19 protein-coding genes and 1 pseudogene are annotated in these 17,904 nt (G+C 39.0%); 6 read left to right on the top strand and 14 right to left on the bottom strand.

Annotated features, from left to right (window positions below; genetic code table 11):
- Positions 1–3: 3 nt before the first annotated feature.
- The 13 genes from KHA95_RS18730 to KHA95_RS18675 form a co-directional block, all read right to left on the bottom strand.
- A complete protein-coding gene (locus KHA95_RS18730; RefSeq protein WP_213139082.1) occupies positions 4–1,545 on the bottom strand; it encodes a response regulator transcription factor in 1,542 nt (513 codons plus the stop codon).
- A gap of 15 nt (positions 1,546–1,560) precedes the next feature.
- The gene (locus KHA95_RS18725; RefSeq protein ID WP_213139081.1) at positions 1,561–3,318 is read right to left on the bottom strand and encodes a sensor histidine kinase; all 1,758 of its coding nucleotides are present in this window, start codon (positions 3,316–3,318) and stop codon (positions 1,561–1,563) included.
- An 80-nt stretch (positions 3,319–3,398) separates the two neighbouring features.
- Positions 3,399–4,700, bottom strand: coding sequence for an ABC transporter substrate-binding protein (locus KHA95_RS18720; protein WP_213139080.1), 1,302 nt, complete (start codon positions 4,698–4,700; stop codon positions 3,399–3,401).
- 53 nt (positions 4,701–4,753) lie between these two features.
- Positions 4,754–5,581, bottom strand: coding sequence for a carbohydrate ABC transporter permease (locus tag KHA95_RS18715; RefSeq protein WP_213139079.1), 828 nt, complete (start codon positions 5,579–5,581; stop codon positions 4,754–4,756).
- Position 5,582: 1 nt separating this feature from the next.
- Positions 5,583–6,473 carry a carbohydrate ABC transporter permease gene (locus KHA95_RS18710; protein WP_213139334.1) on the bottom strand — a complete coding sequence of 297 codons (891 nt, stop codon included), beginning with the start codon at positions 6,471–6,473 and terminating at the stop codon, positions 5,583–5,585.
- Positions 6,474–6,693: 220 nt separating this feature from the next.
- Complete coding sequence (rpmG, locus tag KHA95_RS18705) at positions 6,694–6,843, bottom strand: 50S ribosomal protein L33 (RefSeq protein WP_213139078.1); 150 nt, start codon at positions 6,841–6,843, stop codon at positions 6,694–6,696.
- Between the two features lie 14 nt (positions 6,844–6,857).
- Positions 6,858–8,036 carry a GTP-binding protein gene (locus tag KHA95_RS18700; protein ID WP_213139077.1) on the bottom strand — a complete coding sequence of 393 codons (1,179 nt, stop codon included), beginning with the start codon at positions 8,034–8,036 and terminating at the stop codon, positions 6,858–6,860.
- A 131-nt stretch (positions 8,037–8,167) separates the two neighbouring features.
- Positions 8,168–9,418, bottom strand: coding sequence for a polysaccharide deacetylase family protein (locus KHA95_RS18695; protein WP_213139076.1), 1,251 nt, complete (start codon positions 9,416–9,418; stop codon positions 8,168–8,170).
- A 22-nt stretch (positions 9,419–9,440) separates the two neighbouring features.
- A complete protein-coding gene (locus KHA95_RS23030) occupies positions 9,441–9,818 on the bottom strand; it encodes a mechanosensitive ion channel family protein (protein ID WP_249317094.1) in 378 nt (125 codons plus the stop codon).
- On the bottom strand, positions 9,787–10,050 hold the full coding sequence (locus tag KHA95_RS23025) for a mechanosensitive ion channel domain-containing protein (protein ID WP_249317092.1): 264 nt from the start codon (positions 10,048–10,050) through the stop codon (positions 9,787–9,789). The genes KHA95_RS23030 and KHA95_RS23025 overlap by 32 nt, the downstream gene beginning before the upstream one ends.
- A 251-nt stretch (positions 10,051–10,301) precedes the next feature.
- Positions 10,302–11,048 carry an ABC transporter permease gene (locus KHA95_RS18685; RefSeq protein WP_213139075.1) on the bottom strand — a complete coding sequence of 249 codons (747 nt, stop codon included), beginning with the start codon at positions 11,046–11,048 and terminating at the stop codon, positions 10,302–10,304.
- Complete coding sequence (locus KHA95_RS18680; protein ID WP_213139074.1) at positions 11,045–11,776, bottom strand: ABC transporter ATP-binding protein; 732 nt, start codon at positions 11,774–11,776, stop codon at positions 11,045–11,047. The genes KHA95_RS18685 and KHA95_RS18680 overlap by 4 nt, the downstream gene beginning before the upstream one ends.
- A gap of 170 nt (positions 11,777–11,946) precedes the next feature.
- Positions 11,947–12,561, bottom strand: a complete 615-nt coding sequence (locus KHA95_RS18675) for a hypothetical protein (protein WP_213139073.1) — start codon at positions 12,559–12,561, stop codon at positions 11,947–11,949.
- Positions 12,562–12,835: 274 nt separating this feature from the next.
- Between KHA95_RS18675 and KHA95_RS23020 the strand changes: the two are divergent.
- From KHA95_RS23020 to KHA95_RS18650, 6 genes and pseudogenes are all read left to right on the top strand, one after another.
- Positions 12,836–13,000: pseudogene (locus tag KHA95_RS23020) on the top strand (TetR/AcrR family transcriptional regulator); the annotation flags it as partial.
- Between the two features lie 108 nt (positions 13,001–13,108).
- A complete protein-coding gene (locus KHA95_RS23015; RefSeq protein WP_249317090.1) occupies positions 13,109–13,477 on the top strand; it encodes a hypothetical protein in 369 nt (122 codons plus the stop codon).
- Complete coding sequence (locus tag KHA95_RS18665) at positions 13,474–14,367, top strand: ABC transporter ATP-binding protein (protein WP_213139072.1); 894 nt, start codon at positions 13,474–13,476, stop codon at positions 14,365–14,367. The genes KHA95_RS23015 and KHA95_RS18665 overlap by 4 nt, the downstream gene beginning before the upstream one ends.
- Before the next feature lie 2 nt (positions 14,368–14,369).
- Positions 14,370–15,971, top strand: coding sequence for an ABC transporter permease (locus tag KHA95_RS18660; RefSeq protein WP_213139332.1), 1,602 nt, complete (start codon positions 14,370–14,372; stop codon positions 15,969–15,971).
- Between the two features lie 203 nt (positions 15,972–16,174).
- Entirely contained in the window at positions 16,175–16,495 is a 321-nt protein-coding gene (locus KHA95_RS18655) for a YbjQ family protein (protein WP_213139071.1), read from the top strand.
- A gap of 5 nt (positions 16,496–16,500) precedes the next feature.
- Positions 16,501–16,725, top strand: coding sequence for a hypothetical protein (locus KHA95_RS18650; protein ID WP_213139070.1), 225 nt, complete (start codon positions 16,501–16,503; stop codon positions 16,723–16,725).
- Between the two features lie 36 nt (positions 16,726–16,761).
- On the opposite strand, the gene KHA95_RS18645 is transcribed toward KHA95_RS18650, so the two are convergent.
- Positions 16,762–17,904, bottom strand: a complete 1,143-nt coding sequence (locus KHA95_RS18645) for a mannitol-1-phosphate 5-dehydrogenase (RefSeq protein ID WP_213139069.1) — start codon at positions 17,902–17,904, stop codon at positions 16,762–16,764.

The raw sequence follows: 17,904 nt of genomic DNA, 5'->3' as shown, positions 1-17,904 counted from the left end.
AAATCATTTATCGAGGTTGTTTCTAAACTCAATCGGTGAATAACCGCTCACCTTTTTAAACAATCGACTAAAATACCGTTCATTTGGATAGCCTACTTGATTGGAAACTTCATAGATACGGAGATGAGGGTTCTCCAATAATTTTTTTGCCTTTTCCATACGGATTTTCATAATATAATCGGTTATCGTTTCATTGAATTCTTGTTTAAAGCGGCGGGAAATATGTTCTCTACTTAAATAAAATTGTGCTGAAATATCGCGAAGATTAATGTCCTTTTCGTAATTTTTCCTTATATACTCAGCAATTTGCTGAATCGGATTTTTCTCCTTTTGATATTTTACATCATACAATATGGCGATTAAATCGTGAAATTCCTTTTTCTTCTCTTCTTTAAATGCTTCAAAAGAAAAACAACCTTGCTCATCCCAATAATTTTCTCCAACATATAATTGTACGTCTTCGTCGATGTTATATTCCTTTAGCCAGTGCTGACGAAGGATGGTAAATTGATTTTCCCATATTTGTAATTGCTCCCAAGAAATATAGCGCAACTTTTGATATATCCGATCTAATGATCGATCGATATTCGCTGTGTTTCCACTCTGGATCGCCCACTTAATGTCCTCCGAATAATCCAAAAGATGGATCGGCGGGTGGTATGAGGTTTCCCCATATAAAGAATATTTTAAAAATGTTTGATATGCCGATTGATAGGCACTCTCCAATTGCCCGCTTTGTTCCCCAACGGCAATCATGCTCTTCACATGAACCGATTTGTATATTGCTGAACGAATCTGTTCAATAAGAGGAACTGGATCTTTCCTCCCCCAAATAAGAATGGTCAATTTATCTTCCTTTTCAACATGACGGAAACAGACACCGCACTCCTCTTTCTTCAAAATTTCATTGCAAATATTCGTGAGCATAAAGAAAATGAGCTGCTTTTCCTTATGAAATTGACGCTGAATAAACGGTTGAATCGGTAATATCGCAATAACAAAGCTTTGATCCATAATCTTCAAATGGCATTTATGAAAAACTTCTTGGATCTTTTCAGGCGATAATCGATCTGGATCGGAAATGAGTTTCGTAAATACATGGTCTACATATAAAGGTTTTACTTCATTGATGACTTGATGATGTTCTACTTGTGAACGTCTTTGACTTGCATTGCTTTTCCACTCTAATACAGCCTTCTCCAATGTTTGATTCAGTAGCTTTGGATCGATCGGCTTTAAAAGATAATCAAAACTCTTATAAAAGATCGCATTACGCATATAATGAAAATCATCATAGCCGCTAATAACGATCGTTTTACAATCAATGCCGCTTGTATCCAGCCATTTTAGTAGATCAATCCCGTCTTTTTTCGGCATCCTCATATCCGTAAAAACGATGGCAGGTCGCTGTTCTTTAATAAGCGCCATCGCGTCATCTACATTTTCTGCTTCTAAAATTTCATCAATCCCATACTGATCCCAACGAGCCAATAAAAGCAAACCCTCTCGCACATGTTTTTCATCGTCAATAATGATTGCCTTCATTCACTCAACCCCCGTCTATATTGGAATATTCATTTCAGCTATAAAACCGCCATTCTCTCTATTTCGTAAAATAAGATTTGCCTTTCCGTCATAATAAATTTGCAAACGCCGATAAACGTTTTTTAAGCCGATATTTTTTCCGCCACTTTCTCCAATATTCTGACTTATCTCTGTTAAGCGATCCGCTTCAACACCATTTCCATTATCAAGCACTTTGATTCGTAAAAAGGCCCCTTCTTTCATACATTGCACGTTGATGATGCCTACTTTATCCCGCGAGTCAAAACCATGCTTAAAGTAATTTTCTACAATTGGTTGAATAAGCATTTTCGGTATGAATACCGATCGCATTTCCTCTTCAGCGCAAATTTGATAATCTAATTGGTCGCCAAAACGTTCTTTTTGTAACAGTAAAAAGGCCTCAATATAATTTAATTCATCCGCCAATGGCACGACATCTTCATCCATATTCATACTATATCTCATAATTTTTGATAAATGATGAATGAGTGAATAAATTTGCGGCACATTGTTTTTTAATGCAACTGTACCAATCGACTGCAATGCATTGTATAAAAAATGCGGGTTAATTTGTGACTGAAGCACTTTTAGCTGATTCGTTTTATTTTCAATTTCAAGTTTATATTCACGATTAATTAGACGATTCATTTTCGTAATCATTTCTTTAAAGCGTGCACCTAAATAACCAATCTCATCATTCCCTAATGACTCGAATTTCACGTTCATATTGCCTTTTTCAACTTGACGAATTTGCTCCAACAAAACGCGAATCGGTGAAGTAATTTTAAAAGAGACAAAAAACGTCGCCAAAATGACGAGTGTAAGCCCAATCACACCGAACATAATATTAATAAGCGCCACTTGAATTGCACTTTCATACAAAGTTGAGTACGGAATTCGCTTAATTAACATCCAACCGCCGGCAGAGTCGGCAATTTTATTATAAATCATCACACCTTTAAAGGATTCGTCTTGCCATTCCAGCGTACCGCTCTCCGCATCTGTTTGAATGAGCTCGTCGATCCAATCGCTGCTTTCCACATCTGGATTCGACCGATAGATTTGCTCCCCTGTTGAAGAAATAATATAAAATTCCTCTGAATCTTGATTATAAAGATTTTTGCTTAATTCAAAAATCTTATTCGGCCTCAATTCAATCGTAATATAGGCAATCTGTTCATTGGATGGGGCATTTGTAAAAGAGCGATGCAATCCGATCACCTGTTGCGGCTTCTTAATTTTTACAATCGGATCGATCATTCGCTGGTTATGTAGTGGTTCGATATACATATTATAAGGGCTTTCCTTCGCTTTCAGATAATGGGCTTCATCTTCCATTTTTAAGCCCGTAGAAAAAACGACCGTTGATTGTTTTGATGCAGATATAAGACTATCATCATCAACAAATGAAATGTACACCCTTTCAATATTCTCTTCCGCATATAAAAGTGATTGCATAACTGGTTTCACAATGCTAATCGTAAAAAAGTTTTTCTCACGATTCGATGATCTCATGTAATTCATAAAATCATTATTATTGTAGAGCGATAAGATGAAACCATTTAATTCCTTCATATACCCTTCCATATTTACTTTTCCTTGATAAAGCAGATTGCTATTTTCTTTGATCACTTGGTCTTTTAACGACTCCTTCGTATGAATATACGAAATAATAATCGACGTACCAAAAGGAATAATCGTAATGAAAAGCAATAGGACAATGAGTTTATTCCTAATACTCGTTCGAATCATCGCTGACACCTCACTCACATCCAATATATAAGAAAAAGCACGCCTTGAATAGACATGCTTTTTCACCCTTGCTCTGCGAGTTATTTCAAATTATCCCAATTGTCCTGCATTCGCTTGATTAATGTTTCATAATCTATTTTTTCGGCTGCATATTCTTGGATCGCAGCAGCAAATTCTTTATTGGCACCATCCGGCCATCTGAACCAAGTCCAAGGAATTGTTTTATCTTCTTTCGAATATTCAAGGATCGATTGACCGAGATCACCTAATCCAGTCGGCTCAATATTATCAAACGCAGGGATGAAAGCAAATTCCTCCGTTAAATAACGCTTGCCTGTGTCAGAAGAGACCATCCAATTTAGAAAATCTTTAGCCGCTTCAAGATTTTTGGAATCTTTATTCACGACCCAGTTATTCGGAACCCCTACTGGAAGTCGGTCCGCGTTCTCTTTATCATCATTAAGTGGGATTGGCAAGAAGCCCATATTAATCTCTGGATTGATTTCGAGAATCATATTTTCAGTCCAGTTTCCTTGCTGAAGCATCGCTGTCTCTCCTGAAGCAAACAATGTCACTTGTGTGTTGTAATCCGTTGTAATTGGGTTATCATTAGCAAATTCAAGCTCTGTATCTAGCACTTGTTTAAAATCTTCAAAAGCCTTATTGCCAGCAAAGCTTTCCTTTCCATCGTACAGTCCATCGATAAATGCGAGCGGGTCTGCTTGTTGTGCAAACGGGATATTAAGGAAATGCTGTCCAATGACCCACCACTCGCCATAACCAGCCGAGAATGGAGTAATTCCTTTCTCCGTTAGCTTCGCTGCTGCATCGCGTAATTCAGAGATTGTCTTCGGTGCTTCCGTAATTCCTGCCTCTGCAAATAAATCTTTATTATAAATAAATCCGTATCCTTCAAGGTTGACTGGCATTCCATAAAGCTTGCCATCTTCGTCAGTCATTGGCACTTTACCAATTGGCAGTACATGTTCTGCCCAAGGTTCATCAGATAAATCTGCCAAATGTTCTTTCCAAAGCTCTAACTCTTTGAAACCACCATTATTGAAAATATCCGGTTCTTCACCAGAAGCAAATTTTGCCTTGAGTGCTGCACCATAGTCTGCACCACCACCAACTGTTTCAAGCTTCACTGTCACGTTCGGATGTTCAGCTTCATACTCTTTAATCATTTCTGCCAATTGATCGGCAATTTCAACTTTAAACTGGAAGAGATTAAGTGTAATTTTTTCTTCTTTGGAACCTCCATTATTCTCGGAGCCTTTTGATCCCGTGTCATTCGTGTTGCCTGAAGAGCCTTTCGAACAACCAGCCATGATACCAAAAATAAACAAAGCAGATAAACAAATGAGTAACCATCGTTTCATGATCCATTGACCTCCTAAATTGTTTATATATATTTTTCTTTCTCGTACTACCGTTATTTAATCGACCCCGAAGCAATTCCTTTAATAATATGCTTTTGTAAAAACAGAAAGAAAATAATAATCGGGGTAATCCCTAATACAAGCGCTGCAAGCCCCATATCCCATTGTTTCGTATACTGAGCGAAAAATGAACTAGCAGCCAGTGGAATCGTTCTTAGCTCTGCATCCTGAAGCACGAGCAATGGCAACAGATAGTCATTCCATATCCATAATGTATTTAAAATAATGACTGTGACAGTAATCGGCTTTAATAATGGGAAGACAATTCTCCAAAATACACCGAATGGGCTACATCCGTCAATTTTCGCTGATTCTTCAATTTCGACAGGTACGGTCTTAATGAATCCGTGATACAAAAATAAAGATAGTGGGACACCAAAGCCAAAGTACATAATAATGATCCCGGGAATGCTATTCGTTAAACCGAGCATTCCTCCTAGTTTCATGAGTGGAATCATGACTGTCTGAAACGGAATGACCATCGCTGCGACGAAAAAGATAAATAATATCTTACTAAATTTCCCTGGCGTCCTAACAAGTTTCCATGCAGCCATTGAGCTAATAATCACAAGGCCAATATTACTAAAGACGGTAATGACGAGGGAATTCCAGAACGCTCTTGGAAAATGAATAATCTCCCACACCTTTACGTAATTCGAGAATAAAAATTCCTTTGGCCATGCGGCCGCGTCGATTAATATTTCCGCAAAACCTTTTACCGAATTAATGAAAACAAAGTAAAAGGGGATAAGGAATATTAGTGCGATAACGATTCCGAGAATCTCTAGTAGAAAGGTTCTTTTCGTATATTTTCCGTCCACTTTATGCCTCAACCTCCTTATTCTTCGTAATCATGACTTGCACCGTCGTAAAGATCGCGACAATAAAGAAGAACAGAATCGATTTCGCCGTCCCTAATCCGTAGCGATTATTTTGGAAGGCTTCTTGATAAATATTGATCGCAACCGACTGGGTCGAATTAAACGGTCCGCCGCCCGTTAATGAAATGTTTAAGTCAAAGATTTTAAAAGCCATTGAAATCGTTAAAAAGAAACAAATTGTGAATGCTGGTAAAATAAGCGGGATAATAATCTTTGTTAATAATGTCCAGTTCGATGCGCCATCAATTCTTGCTGCCTCCAGTAAAGAATGATCTACGCCTTGAAGGGCTGCAATGTAAATGATCATCATATAACCGCTAATTTGCCAAGCAAAAACGATGACAATGCCCCAAAAGGCCGTATTTTCATCGCCAAGCCAAGCTTGTTTGAAAAAGGCAAGATCGGTTACTTTTCCAACCGAGGCAAACCCTCTGACAAAAATGAACTGCCAAATAAATCCGAGCAATAGACCGCCGATTACATTTGGGATAAAAAAGATCGTTCTTAATAGATTGCGTGTTTTCAATGCCGCATTTAGCAATAAGGCGAGACCAAAGCCAATGAGATTGCTAATGATGACCGCGGCAAACATAAATTTCGTTGTAAAGAGAAAGGATTTCAAAAACGCCGGATCATTCGTGAAAATCTTTACATAGTTTTCAAACCCAACCCATTCAACGGCCGAACTCACACCATTCCATGAAGTAAAAGAATAAAAGACTCCCATTAAAAAGGGAATGATTTGGATGACGATAAAAAATAATAGCGCTGGTCCGACGAATGCAACGTATGTCAGGATGTTTTTCCAATTTATTTTTCGCTGTTGAGTCATGTTTATTTTCGTTTGTGCTAAAGGCGATTCAGCCCCATCAAGCATTTTCACAATACCCACCACCCACTTAAATGTAATCGCTTTCCATCATTATAATGGGTGATCAAGATGAAGATAATGAACTAAATTGACGTTGAAGGTGTACAAATGTGACCTAGTACAAAAAAAAGGATAGATAAGCCGAAGAATGCGACTGATCTATCCTTGTTCATTGGAATATTTACTTAACCTCTCTATGTATGGTTACTCTTTTTAATCTCGGCGAATATTTTTTCAATTCGAGCCGTTCTGGATGATTTCTTTTATTTTTTGTCGTGATGTAGTTGCGATCTCCCGTTTCTGTACAGGCTAGCGTAATCTTTACTCTCATTTACTTGCACCTCCTCATTCAAATGATGGGAATGGGTCTTCAATGGATTCCCAGTCCTGCTCCATTTCTTCATCTGTAAGTAAACATCTATCAAGGGATTGGACGATTTCTCGTTCGTTCATATCTAGCCCAATCATGACCAATTCCGTTTTACGATCCCCGTACTTTTCATCCCAATTCTCTAGGATTTCCGGCTCACTCGCTAAAATTTGACTTCTGTATGGTTCCGGATAGGCGGCTATCCATTCACCAACTGCTTGAACAATGATCGATGGACCTGCTTGTGACAATAAGCCAACCAAATTATTTCTTGTCGCAATCCAGAAAAATCCTTTTGCACGAACAACATCCTCGGGCCATTCATTCAACCACTGTGTCCATCTTGCAGGATGAAATGGACGATTTCTCCGATAAACAAAAGATGAAATCCCATATTCCTCCGTTTCAGGTGTATGATCTTCATTCAGTTCTTTTAGCCAGCCAGCACCTTGACTAGCGGACTCAAAATCAAATAAATTCGTATGCAACACTTTATCCAATGATATTTTCCCATGTGTAGTCGTATGTATTTTTGCGCGGGGATTTAACTTTTTCAACACTGCGACTAATTCTTGCACATCCTCCTCAGCAATTAAGTCGATTTTATTAAGGAGCAGTACATCAGCAAACTCAATCTGGTCAATTAATAAATCAACAACTTCCCTCGTATCAAACTCACCCATTTCTTCCTTTCGATCAAGCAGACTTTCTCCCGAGGAAAAATCATGCCAGAAGCGATTGCCATCTACAACGGTGACCATTGTATCCAACCTACAAATATCCGCCAAACGAATGCCTAACGACTCATCTTCAATCGTAAAGGTTTGTGCAACAGGAATCGGCTCAGAAATACCCGTCGATTCGATAACGATATAGTCAATATTTCCCGTCTTCACTAATTTTTCTACTTCGATCATTAAATCTTCACGTAACGTACAGCAAATACAACCGTTTTGCAATTCCACCATTTTTTCCTCTGTACGTGAAAATCCTCCTTGTTTAATTAACTCGGCATCAATATTCACTTCACTCATGTCATTGACAATGACAGCAACCTTCTTATCCTCTTTATTTGCCAAAATATGATTCAAAAGCGTTGTTTTTCCCGATCCTAAATAACCGCTCAGCACGGTAACAGGTACTTTTTTATTCAATTATTTCACTCCTCCACTTATGTAAATCGTAATCATTACGATTTACATAATAACGCAACCCGAAACATTAAGCAAGAAGAAATTTTAAAAGAGAAGCCCCTCTATAATAGGAGAGCTTCCCTTAGCTTTGCTTATCGATATGCCTTTTCACCCAACAATACTTCCAAATCAACGATTTCAAAATCCCTTTCCTTCAACGCTTCAATGATGGACGGGAGTGCTTTTTTCGTTTCCGTCTTATCTGCATCAGAATGCATCAAAATAATATCTCCGTGGCGAACATTGTTGACAACATTTCTCACGATATTTGCCGCTTCCATTTGTGACCAATCAAGCGTATCAATCGACCATAGGACAATGGAATAACCTTGTTCTTGAGAAACCGCTACGACTTGTTCGTTTGTTTCTCCATATGGTGGTCGCAGCATGGCTGGCTTTTTTCCAATCACTTGCTCAATTGCTCTGCCAGCACGTTCGATTTCTTCTTGCACGTCTGCTTTTGCTAATTTACTCAACTCGACATGATTGTAACTATGACTAAGGACAAGATGACCATGATCATACGCTTTTCTGACAACATCAGGATAACGCTTGACCTTGCTGCCAACAAAGAAGAAATTTCCCTTTATATTGTAATCGTCCAAAATATCAATGATGCTGGAGGTGATCGCTTCATCCGGTCCATCATCAAAGGTTAAAGCGACCTTTTTTTTATTCGGCCCATTTACATACACATGTTCATGCGCTTTCGAAAAAGAAACGATCTCTTTACGCCACTGCAGCATGTTTTCCCAAGCGCGCTCAGTTAGCTGATTGGACTTTCCTTCGATAGAGAGAACGTAACCACGATACGGATTAAAAACAGAAATATGATCAACCGTACCCGTTTCATTCGAAATGATAAATTTCAACTCGATTTGTTGATCAAGCACATATACGTAAATATGTTCATGATTATTTTTTCTCATTTCCGCCGGTTGTCCTTGAGAATGTGTGATCATTTCAAATGTAAGATCATGAAGAGAGCTCGCATATGAGCGAATATCAACCACTTCATCCTTTGCATTAAAACCGAAGACACAATTCTTGTCATTATATGTAGCATAAAAGCTATCACCTGCTTGATCGACTTTGTCAGGCTCTCCCCACTTCTTTTTCACTTCATCCATCGTACTATCGAACACATTGTACGGACCTTGTGCAATCATTCCCTTTTGGGCGCTTTCCATCAATTGCTCGAGGATAAAAGCAGAAGAATGTCCTTCTTTAGGATGGATGCCATTTTCTCGTGGATGGAGTTCATTGTTGGGCTTTACCTCCTTTGAAACGCAAGCCGTCAGTATGAAAAGGAATAACAGCATCATGATGTTAATTTTTTTCACGCTCTTCCCTCCTTACAAACCGTTAAGATTCGTGATTTAGAGGGGTGTCACCTTCATTCTGCGCTTGAACATACACCCTGCGACTCGGTAGCGCAAAGGAAACACCTTCATCTGTCAGTGTGTCCATAATATTAAAGTTGATTTCTTCTTTAATTTTTAAAAATTCTCCCCAAATCGTCGTCTTTGTAAAGAAATACAAATAAATTTCCAGCCCATTTTGTTTATATTCATTAAAGGTGACAAAAATCGCCTCTTTGTGTATATCACAATGATTTTTTACGATTGCCTCAATTTCTTTTACAACGTTCTCTAGCTTTTGCCTCGGTGTATCATGAAGTGATCCTCCACTGTCCGGCGTCATAATCCAATCACCGATTGTAAATGGCTTTTCCGATGACAATGCCACCAAACAAATTAGCGAGGGCATCCTTGGCTGCCAAAGCAAAGGCAAGTCCGCCTATTCCAAGACCAGCAACAAAACTGTTCACATTATACCCAAATTCTTGAGCAATGACGCTTAGACCACGGCAACAATTATTAAACGTAATGCTTTTGGCAAAAACAAGGGAAGATGCGCTAGCAAGATTAAATAATCCCCAACTGACAAGAAAAATAAGTGAAGATCTTATCAACTGAAACATATAGTCCGATAATGATAAATAACCACTGCATCTGCTTCTCGAAAGCGAGTATAATGTGAGAGAATAATTGGCTCGGTGCTTTTCTCGTCAATTTAAGTAAAATGGTAAACACATACTTAGTAAATAGCTTTCTAAATAAAAGATAGACGAAAAAGATAGCGATCGAAATGAAAATCGTTTTTAAATGCTCATAAGTAAAAATTTTTTCCCAAACCATCCAGAGATCGGATAACTGAAAAGGACTAAGATCGTAGCTGCATCCGCTCATTGAATAAGCTTGGGTACGATAAAATACCTAGCATGACACTTGTAACAGCCGCACAAGTTAAAAGTAAAAAGACGATCAGAAGCTGAAATTGAACTGCTTGGATTGGATCGGCACCGGCAATAATTTGACCACTCATCATGCCCGGCAATTGCACTAAGCCAATTGTTTTCTGACTTTCAATTGTCGGGATCATACTTGCTTTTATCGATTGAATGAGCTGGGTATGAATCGCTTGCTTCGGTGTCCCCCCGAGCGTCAAAATTAATTCTGTTTCATCCCGATGTGCCTCCATTTCTGCAATGAAACGATTGAGAAAAAGAATCGATAAAACCATTGAATTTCCAAGGATCATTCCACTAATAGAAATGATGTATTGGGCAGTTGGCGGAGTGATATGGAACCCGATTAAAATCCCTTGCGTTACGACTTCTATCGTAATTAGCGTAACTGCAACCTTCCAAGTAATCCCTTTAATCGCCGCTCCTTTTTTCCGTACATTTTGTGTGGCAACTCCAATCATAAGCGTGACCATTAGAATAATATAAATCAGATTTTCTGCGTCAAACACAAATTGAAGGATATATCCAACGATCAGAAGCTGGATGATCGAACGAACAGTTGCAATGATCGTATCTCTTTCTAATTGAAGCTTGAACGTTTTAGATAAAATTAGTGGGATCATCACAAAAATTAATGTAATCGATAACGTACCAAAGCTCACTTGCTCTCCCCCCTTACAAACCGTTTCACTTCCTCATTTTTTGGTGATCGAAGCAACTCGCTTTCCCCGGCTTCAATTAATCGTCCATTCTTCATTACCCATGAAAAATGTCCAATTGACCACGCCTGCTGCAAACTATGCGTAATCCAAATGATCGACACGTCATAGGTTTGGTTTATTTTCACGATTAACGCTTCAATTTCCTGGACGGAAGCAGGATCTAAGGAGGATGTGATTTCATCGAGTAATAAAATTTGCGGACGATTGACTAATGTACGTGCAATTGATACTTTTTGACGTTGTCCTCCTGATAGATCTTTCACATTTCTATGTAATAGTTTTTGATCTAAACCGACATCCTGTAAAAATACCTTTGCTTCCTTCTCTAATAATGTTCCACCGCGCAATTGTAACGGCAATGCCAAATTTTCATATACACTTCCTTTGATCATTGGCGCATGCTGTAAGGCCATTCCAACCTGCTGGCGTAATTTAATGGGATCGTATTTCTCAAGAAGTTGATCATGAACATATATTTCACCTGAAGTAGGCGATATGAGCCCGTTGCATATTTTAAGTAAGGTTGTTTTTCCAGCTCCAGAAGGCCCTACTAAAGTTGTAATTTTCCCTTTTGCAAAAGAGCCTGTTATATTTTCTAAAATCTCAATACTATCGATCTGATAGCTTACGTTTTGAAAATGAATGGCCGGTTGATATTCGATTGACATGAAAACCACATCCTTTACATTCGCACTATGATTCATTATAAAGGATTCAAAGGAATTGTATATCGAATGAGTGAACATAATCGATTATGTTTAAATGATAGATACAGATAGAGAAATTGAAAAAACCCCTTAACGTTCTAAGGAGTTTCTATAAAAAATCACCTCTCATTTTATGACGCGCAATCAGGAAGAATAACGATCACGCCAATTGTAACGATCGCCTTTGAAGCATTACAAGTGTCGATATCTGCTATATAAGCAAAGGCTTGGGCATTGCCATTACAGAAATCAGGGCATGGATTTGGCTCGTCTAATGGTGAGTAGCACAAAACATTATTTACATTCAGCGTTCCCGTACAAGAAAATGTTTGATTGACCAATCTATTACAATTTCCCTCGCCATTGTTATAGTAGGTAGGAATCGTAAATGATGCAACATAATTAATATGGCCAATCGCTTTCACTTCGTTTACAGTAGCGGCATTGCTGATTGTCCCGCATGGAGTAGCAGCATCAACTGTTACCGGTGTAACACAACAATCGAGAAAGAAAAAATCGGCACCAATATTAACGAGACCTTGTGGAAATCTAAAAATCGATTGAGGCGATAACGTAACCGTACAACAATCAAAAAGAATGGGATCACATTGAGCCGATTGCTGCTGCAGTTCTACCTTTTGTAAAAGTTCCTGTACTTCAGCAGGGTACCCTCTCTTTCTTCTTTGTTCGAGACTTCTTTGCAAGTTTGCAAAAGCTTTTTCCCTTGTTAACTCTCTCTCGCTCATCTATCTATCTCCTTAAATTTATTTAGTAAATCTATATATTACATGCAGAAGGAAAGGAGCTTGTATCAGCTTCTATCCTATTAATATTTAAATGTGTTTACGTCGCGGGACGATTCGACATTCTCCTTATATGTCTTTTTCTAAAATACTGAAATGGCTATTCAAAGGAACAATACGAAATAGACCACATTGGTCAAACATGATACAATTTAATCGACCAATCCGGTCTATCTATGAATGACCATGCATAAAAAAATAATGAGGAGGGGTTCCTATTACGAAGCCATTTAAAAACCTGGAAGCCGATAAACAAAATCGGATTATTAACGCAGCGCTAAAAGAATTTACGGAGAAAAGCTTTGAACAGGCCTCAACGAATCAAATTGTGAAAGATGCTGGCATCGGAAAAGGTATGCTTTTTTACTACTTTAATAGCAAAAAAGATCTTTATTATTATCTGATTAACTATTGTATCGAAATATCGGAGCGGGAATATCTTGACTTAATTGATACGAGTGAACGTGATATATTAAAAAGGTTTGAATTAATGTCAAATACAAAATTAGCATTTCTTACGAAGTATCCAAACGCTATAAATTTTTTAGGAACCATTTTTTATAAGCATTTCGATCAATTAGACGAGAAACTTCAATCACGGATAGAAGCATTATGGGAAAGCACGCACGCAAAAATTTACTCGAATTTAGATTACTCCATGTTTAGAGATGATATTGATCATGAAAAGGCAATTAAACTAGTGCTATGGACATTTCAAGGCTATGAGCAAGAACTTACAAATCGTTTACAGGATCAGGATATGAGTTCTATAAATTTTGAACCATACTTCGATGAATTTATTGACTATCTCCATATTATGAAAACATGTTTTTATAAAAATGAGGAGGCACATTCATGACTATTTTAAAGGCAACGAATGTAACGAAAAAGTTCGGGAAATTTACCGCCTTAAACCGTGTGAACATCGAAGTCAATCAAGGAGAGATTTATGGTTTCATCGGTCCAAATGGGGCTGGTAAATCAACAACCATCCGCATTCTACTCGGAATTTTGAAAGCAACGGACGGAGAGGTGAAAATCTTCGGTAAGAATGCTTGGCATGATGCCGTTGATATTCACAAACGAATTGCCTATGTACCTGGTGATGTGAATCTATGGCCCAATTTAACAGGTGGAGAAGTGATTGATTTATTTGTAAAGCTCCGCGGCACAAATAATCGAAGCCGACGCAAGGATTTAATTGAAAAATTCGACTTAGATCCAAGTAAAAAATGCCGAACATACTCAAAAGGAAACCGCCAAAAAGTAGCGTTAGTTGCCGCTTTTTCGTCTGATGCAGATCTTTATATTTTAGATGAACCAACATCAGGGCTTGATCCATTGATGGAACGAGTTTTTCAAGAATGTGTGATGGAAGTGAAAAAAGCCGGAAAAAGCGTGTTGCTGTCGAGCCATATTTTATCTGAGGTAGAAAGGCTTTGTGACCGGGTGGCTATCATTCGGCAAGGGCAAATCATTGAGACAGGTTCATTGCAAGAATTACGCCACTTAACAAGAACAAGCTTGCTTGTCCAATCAAAACAACCGATTCATAATTTAAGTGGGTTGAATGGTGTCCATGACTTGAAGAAAAACGGGTTAACACTTTCTTTCCAGGTTGATTCTGAACAATTAGATCATGTGATGAGACATGTAAGCCAATTTGGTATTGTTAAATTAGAAAGCACACCACCGACATTAGAGGATTTATTTATGCGTCATTACGAAGGAGCCGGAGGTGAGGCATAATGATGGCGAAGCAGCTATACAATAAAACGGGGCTCCTCTTTCGCTTCATATTGCGAAGGGACCGCATCCGTATTCCAGTTTGGTTACTCTCGTTATGTGTAGTTACATTCGCTGTCGCAAATGCCTTTAACAATATGTATTCGTCTGATCAAGAGAGACAGGCGATGGCTGAAACGATGAAAAACCCGGCAATGACGGCAATGGTCGGGAAAGGCTACGGGTTAAACCATTATACAACCGGAGCGATGATGGCTCATCAAATGCTATTATTCACCGCAATAACGGTGGGGATAATGAGTATCTTACTCGTTACACGGCATACACGAGCCGACGAAGAGGACGGCCGAATCGAAATGGTACGCTCGTTGCCGACTGGGCGCTTATCCAATTTGTTTTCGACTATTCTCGTTTTAATCGGAACGAATGTATTATTAGCATTACTGAGTGGCTTTGGGCTCTATGCTTTAGGGGACAAAAGCATGGATTTAGACGGGTCCTTATTATATGGAGCCGCATTAGGGGCAACAGGTATATTTTTCGCTGCCATCACAGCTGTTTTTTCTCAGATATCAGAGAATTCCCGCGGGACGATTGGGCTCTCATTTGCGATATTAGGTATTTCCTATCTTATTCGTGCAGTGGGTGATGTCAGCAACGAAGCACTTTCTTGGTTTTCTCCATTAGGCTGGGTGTTAGGGGCAGAGGTATATGTGAATAATTATTGGTGGCCGATTTTACTGACAATAGGTGTATCTTTCATCTTTATTATACTCGCACTTTATTTAAACGCGATCCGCGATTTAGAATCTGGATTTTTACCATCAAAGCCAGGGAAAAAGCATGCATCAACATTTTTACAAAGCCCGCTCGGTCTAACGTTAAGATTACAGCGAACAGGATTGATCACCTGGGCGATTGGCATGTTTGTTTTAGGTGCTTCTTATGGGTCTGTCTTAGGTGATTTAGATGCTTTTATAAAAGATAATGAAATCCTGCGGGCCGCCTTAACTGCCGAAGGATTTTCATTTACAGAACAGTTTATTACGATGCTGATGTCGATTATGGCAATGCTCTCTACGATTCCGGCATTAATGTCCGTCCTAAAGCTTATCGGAGAGGAAAGAAAAAATCGAACCGAGCAACTATTAGCGCTTGCTGTTTCACGTACTAGATTAATTGGCAGCTCTTTACTCGTTTCCATCATCGTTTCGTTTGCCATGCTATCACTTGCTGTCCTTGGCATATGGGCTGCTGGAGCAACAGTAATGGATGACGGCATGGCATTTAGCACTTTATTCGCTGCAGCTCATGTTTATTTACCGGCAATTTGGGTGATGATTGGTATCGCTACGCTGCTTGTCGGTATAGCACCAAAGTTTACTAGCTCAATCTGGCTTTACTTGACCTATTCATTTATCGTCATTTACTTAGGAGAATTACTTCAATTTCCTGAATGGATAAGTAAGCTGTCCCCATATGGACATATATCGAAACTGCCGATCGAGGATATGGATTTTATGAAGGCGACAGTTTTGACATTGATAGCGTTAGCGTTGGTCTTAATTGGCTTTATCGCTTATCGAAAGCGCGATATTCATGGATAAAAATTGCTGTATTTGTTACATTTTTTTACAATCGGTAGTATTTGCGCAATAATCGGTAGTAACTTCGCGAAGATCGGTAGTAAAGATCTAATAATCGGTAGTAAACCCATTACAATCGGTAATAACAGCCCCATAATCGGTAGTAAATCGCCGCAATTCATGTAGAATAAAAGATAATGATAATTGACAAGGAGTGAACCGCCATGATCGTTGTAACAACTGAAAACATCGTTAATCACAAAATTACCGAGGTGAAGGGACCTGTATTTGGGTTAACCGTTAGAGCCCGCGGGCTTGGTAAAGATATTGGTGCAGCTTTAAAAGGACTCATCGGTGGAGAAATTAGTCAGTACACAGAAATGCTGGAAGATGCTCGGAAGCAGGCGATGGATCGGATGGTAGAAAATGCAAAAGTGATGGGGGCCAATGCCATCATTATGATGCGCTTTGATTCCGGAGAAATCGGGCAAAACATGAGTGAAATCGTTGCTTACGGAACAGCTGTTGTAGCTGAAAAGGAATAATTCAAATGGCATGGCTTTTCGGCTTATACGGCATTCAAATTATCATCGTGCTCATCCTCATCTTCGGCTCTTGGTTTATTTGGGACCGCCGCTTCAAAATGAAAAGCGATCAACAAGTTCCTGAAGGTTTTGTCCGTACAAATGAAGTATCGATTGATCCAACAACAAAGAAAAAAATAGTCGTCTATTACCATCCAGATACAGGCGAAAGGTTTTATAAAGAAGAATAAGGAGCAAACGTCAAAACGGCGTTCGCTCCTCTTTTATTATTTTTTTAGTTCTTCATAATGGCGAACAATTTCCTCAGTGATTTCACTGTTTTCTTCTAGGCCGCTCACTTCCTTCAACACGGAGCGAACATCTTGTTCTTTTAACATCGCTTGTAGCTTAACCGCTTCTTCATCCTCTTTATAATCAAATAATAAAGCAGATGCAATTGCCTTAGCTAAATAGGTGTATGAGAGTCCCGCCTTTTTCGCCTCTGTCGCCGGTCGAATAAAGCGATCACTTGCACCAAGCTTGCGCAGCGGTGAGCGTGCAACCCTTGTCACATCATCTTGCAAATAGGCGTTTTTAAAACGGCCAATAATTTTCTCTATATATTGAAGATGCTCTTCACGGTCCAAACCGTATTGTTTAATTAAATAATCCCCAGTTTCCGTCAACGTCGCTTGTACTTGGGCGAGAATCCTTTCATCGGCTAACGCCTCATCAATCGTTGCTTTATTCTCTAAATAGCCTACATAAGCAATCGTTGCATGCCCTGTATTGACTGTGAACAGCTTTCTTTCAATAAACGGTGCCAAGTCAGGGACAACAGTCATTCCTTCAACTGGAGGAATTTCATCCGTCGTTTCGACAACCCACTCATAATATGGTTCAACGAGTACATCAAGTGAATCATGATGATGCTGGATCGGCACAATCCGGTCAACCGCAGAATTATAGAAACGAACTTGATTCAAAATCTGCTCTTTATTCGCATCATCTACATGCCCCAAAATATATCCTTTTAATAAATCGGTTGCTGAAATTTGGTTTTCACAAGCGATCACATATACTTTTTCATCGTTTGCTTCGACTCGCTTCTCAAGTCCTTTTGCAATTAATGGCGCGATTCGCGGCAAAATATTCGGTCCAATTGCCGTCGTTACATATGTCGCTCCAACAATCGCTTGGACGACTTCGTCTTCCTGCGTCATATTATTTAAGCCCGATACATTTTTAATCGTCGTCGCTTCTTGCGCATCGGTTGCCAATTTCACATCATATTGCTTTTCTTCATTTAATTTGCGAATGATCTCATCGGCAATATCAATAAATGTCACATGGTAGCCAGACTGGGAAAAAAGTGCACCAATAAATCCTCTTCCGATGTTCCCTGCGCCAAAATGTACTACTTGTTTCAT

This window comes from Bacillus sp. FJAT-50079 (assembly GCF_018343515.1).
Taxonomy (GTDB): domain Bacteria; phylum Bacillota; class Bacilli; order Bacillales; family Bacillaceae_C; genus Lederbergia.
This window is presented reverse-complemented; position numbering and strand designations above follow the sequence as displayed.

Bases quoted from the DNA above. Each gene is read 5' to 3' on its own strand.
- KHA95_RS18730 (WP_213139082.1), bottom strand. From the start codon at position 1,545: ATGAAGGCAATCATTATTGACGATGAAAAACATGTGCGAGAGGGTTTG.
- KHA95_RS18725 (WP_213139081.1), bottom strand. From the start codon at position 3,318: ATGATTCGAACGAGTATTAGGAATAAACTCATTGTCCTATTGCTTTTC.
- KHA95_RS18720 (WP_213139080.1), bottom strand. From the start codon at position 4,700: ATGAAACGATGGTTACTCATTTGTTTATCTGCTTTGTTTATTTTTGGT.
- KHA95_RS18710 (WP_213139334.1), bottom strand. From the start codon at position 6,473: ATGACTCAACAGCGAAAAATAAATTGGAAAAACATCCTGACATACGTT.
- rpmG (WP_213139078.1), bottom strand. From the start codon at position 6,843: ATGAGAGTAAAGATTACGCTAGCCTGTACAGAAACGGGAGATCGCAAC.
- KHA95_RS18680 (WP_213139074.1), bottom strand. From the start codon at position 11,776: ATGTCAATCGAATATCAACCGGCCATTCATTTTCAAAACGTAAGCTAT.
- KHA95_RS18675 (WP_213139073.1), bottom strand. From the start codon at position 12,561: ATGAGCGAGAGAGAGTTAACAAGGGAAAAAGCTTTTGCAAACTTGCAA.
- KHA95_RS23015 (WP_249317090.1), top strand. From the start codon at position 13,109: ATGTCAAATACAAAATTAGCATTTCTTACGAAGTATCCAAACGCTATA.
- KHA95_RS18665 (WP_213139072.1), top strand. From the start codon at position 13,474: ATGACTATTTTAAAGGCAACGAATGTAACGAAAAAGTTCGGGAAATTT.
- KHA95_RS18660 (WP_213139332.1), top strand. From the start codon at position 14,370: ATGGCGAAGCAGCTATACAATAAAACGGGGCTCCTCTTTCGCTTCATA.
- KHA95_RS18655 (WP_213139071.1), top strand. From the start codon at position 16,175: ATGATCGTTGTAACAACTGAAAACATCGTTAATCACAAAATTACCGAG.
- KHA95_RS18650 (WP_213139070.1), top strand. From the start codon at position 16,501: ATGGCATGGCTTTTCGGCTTATACGGCATTCAAATTATCATCGTGCTC.
- KHA95_RS18645 (WP_213139069.1), bottom strand. From the start codon at position 17,904: ATGAAACAAGTAGTACATTTTGGCGCAGGGAACATCGGAAGAGGATTT.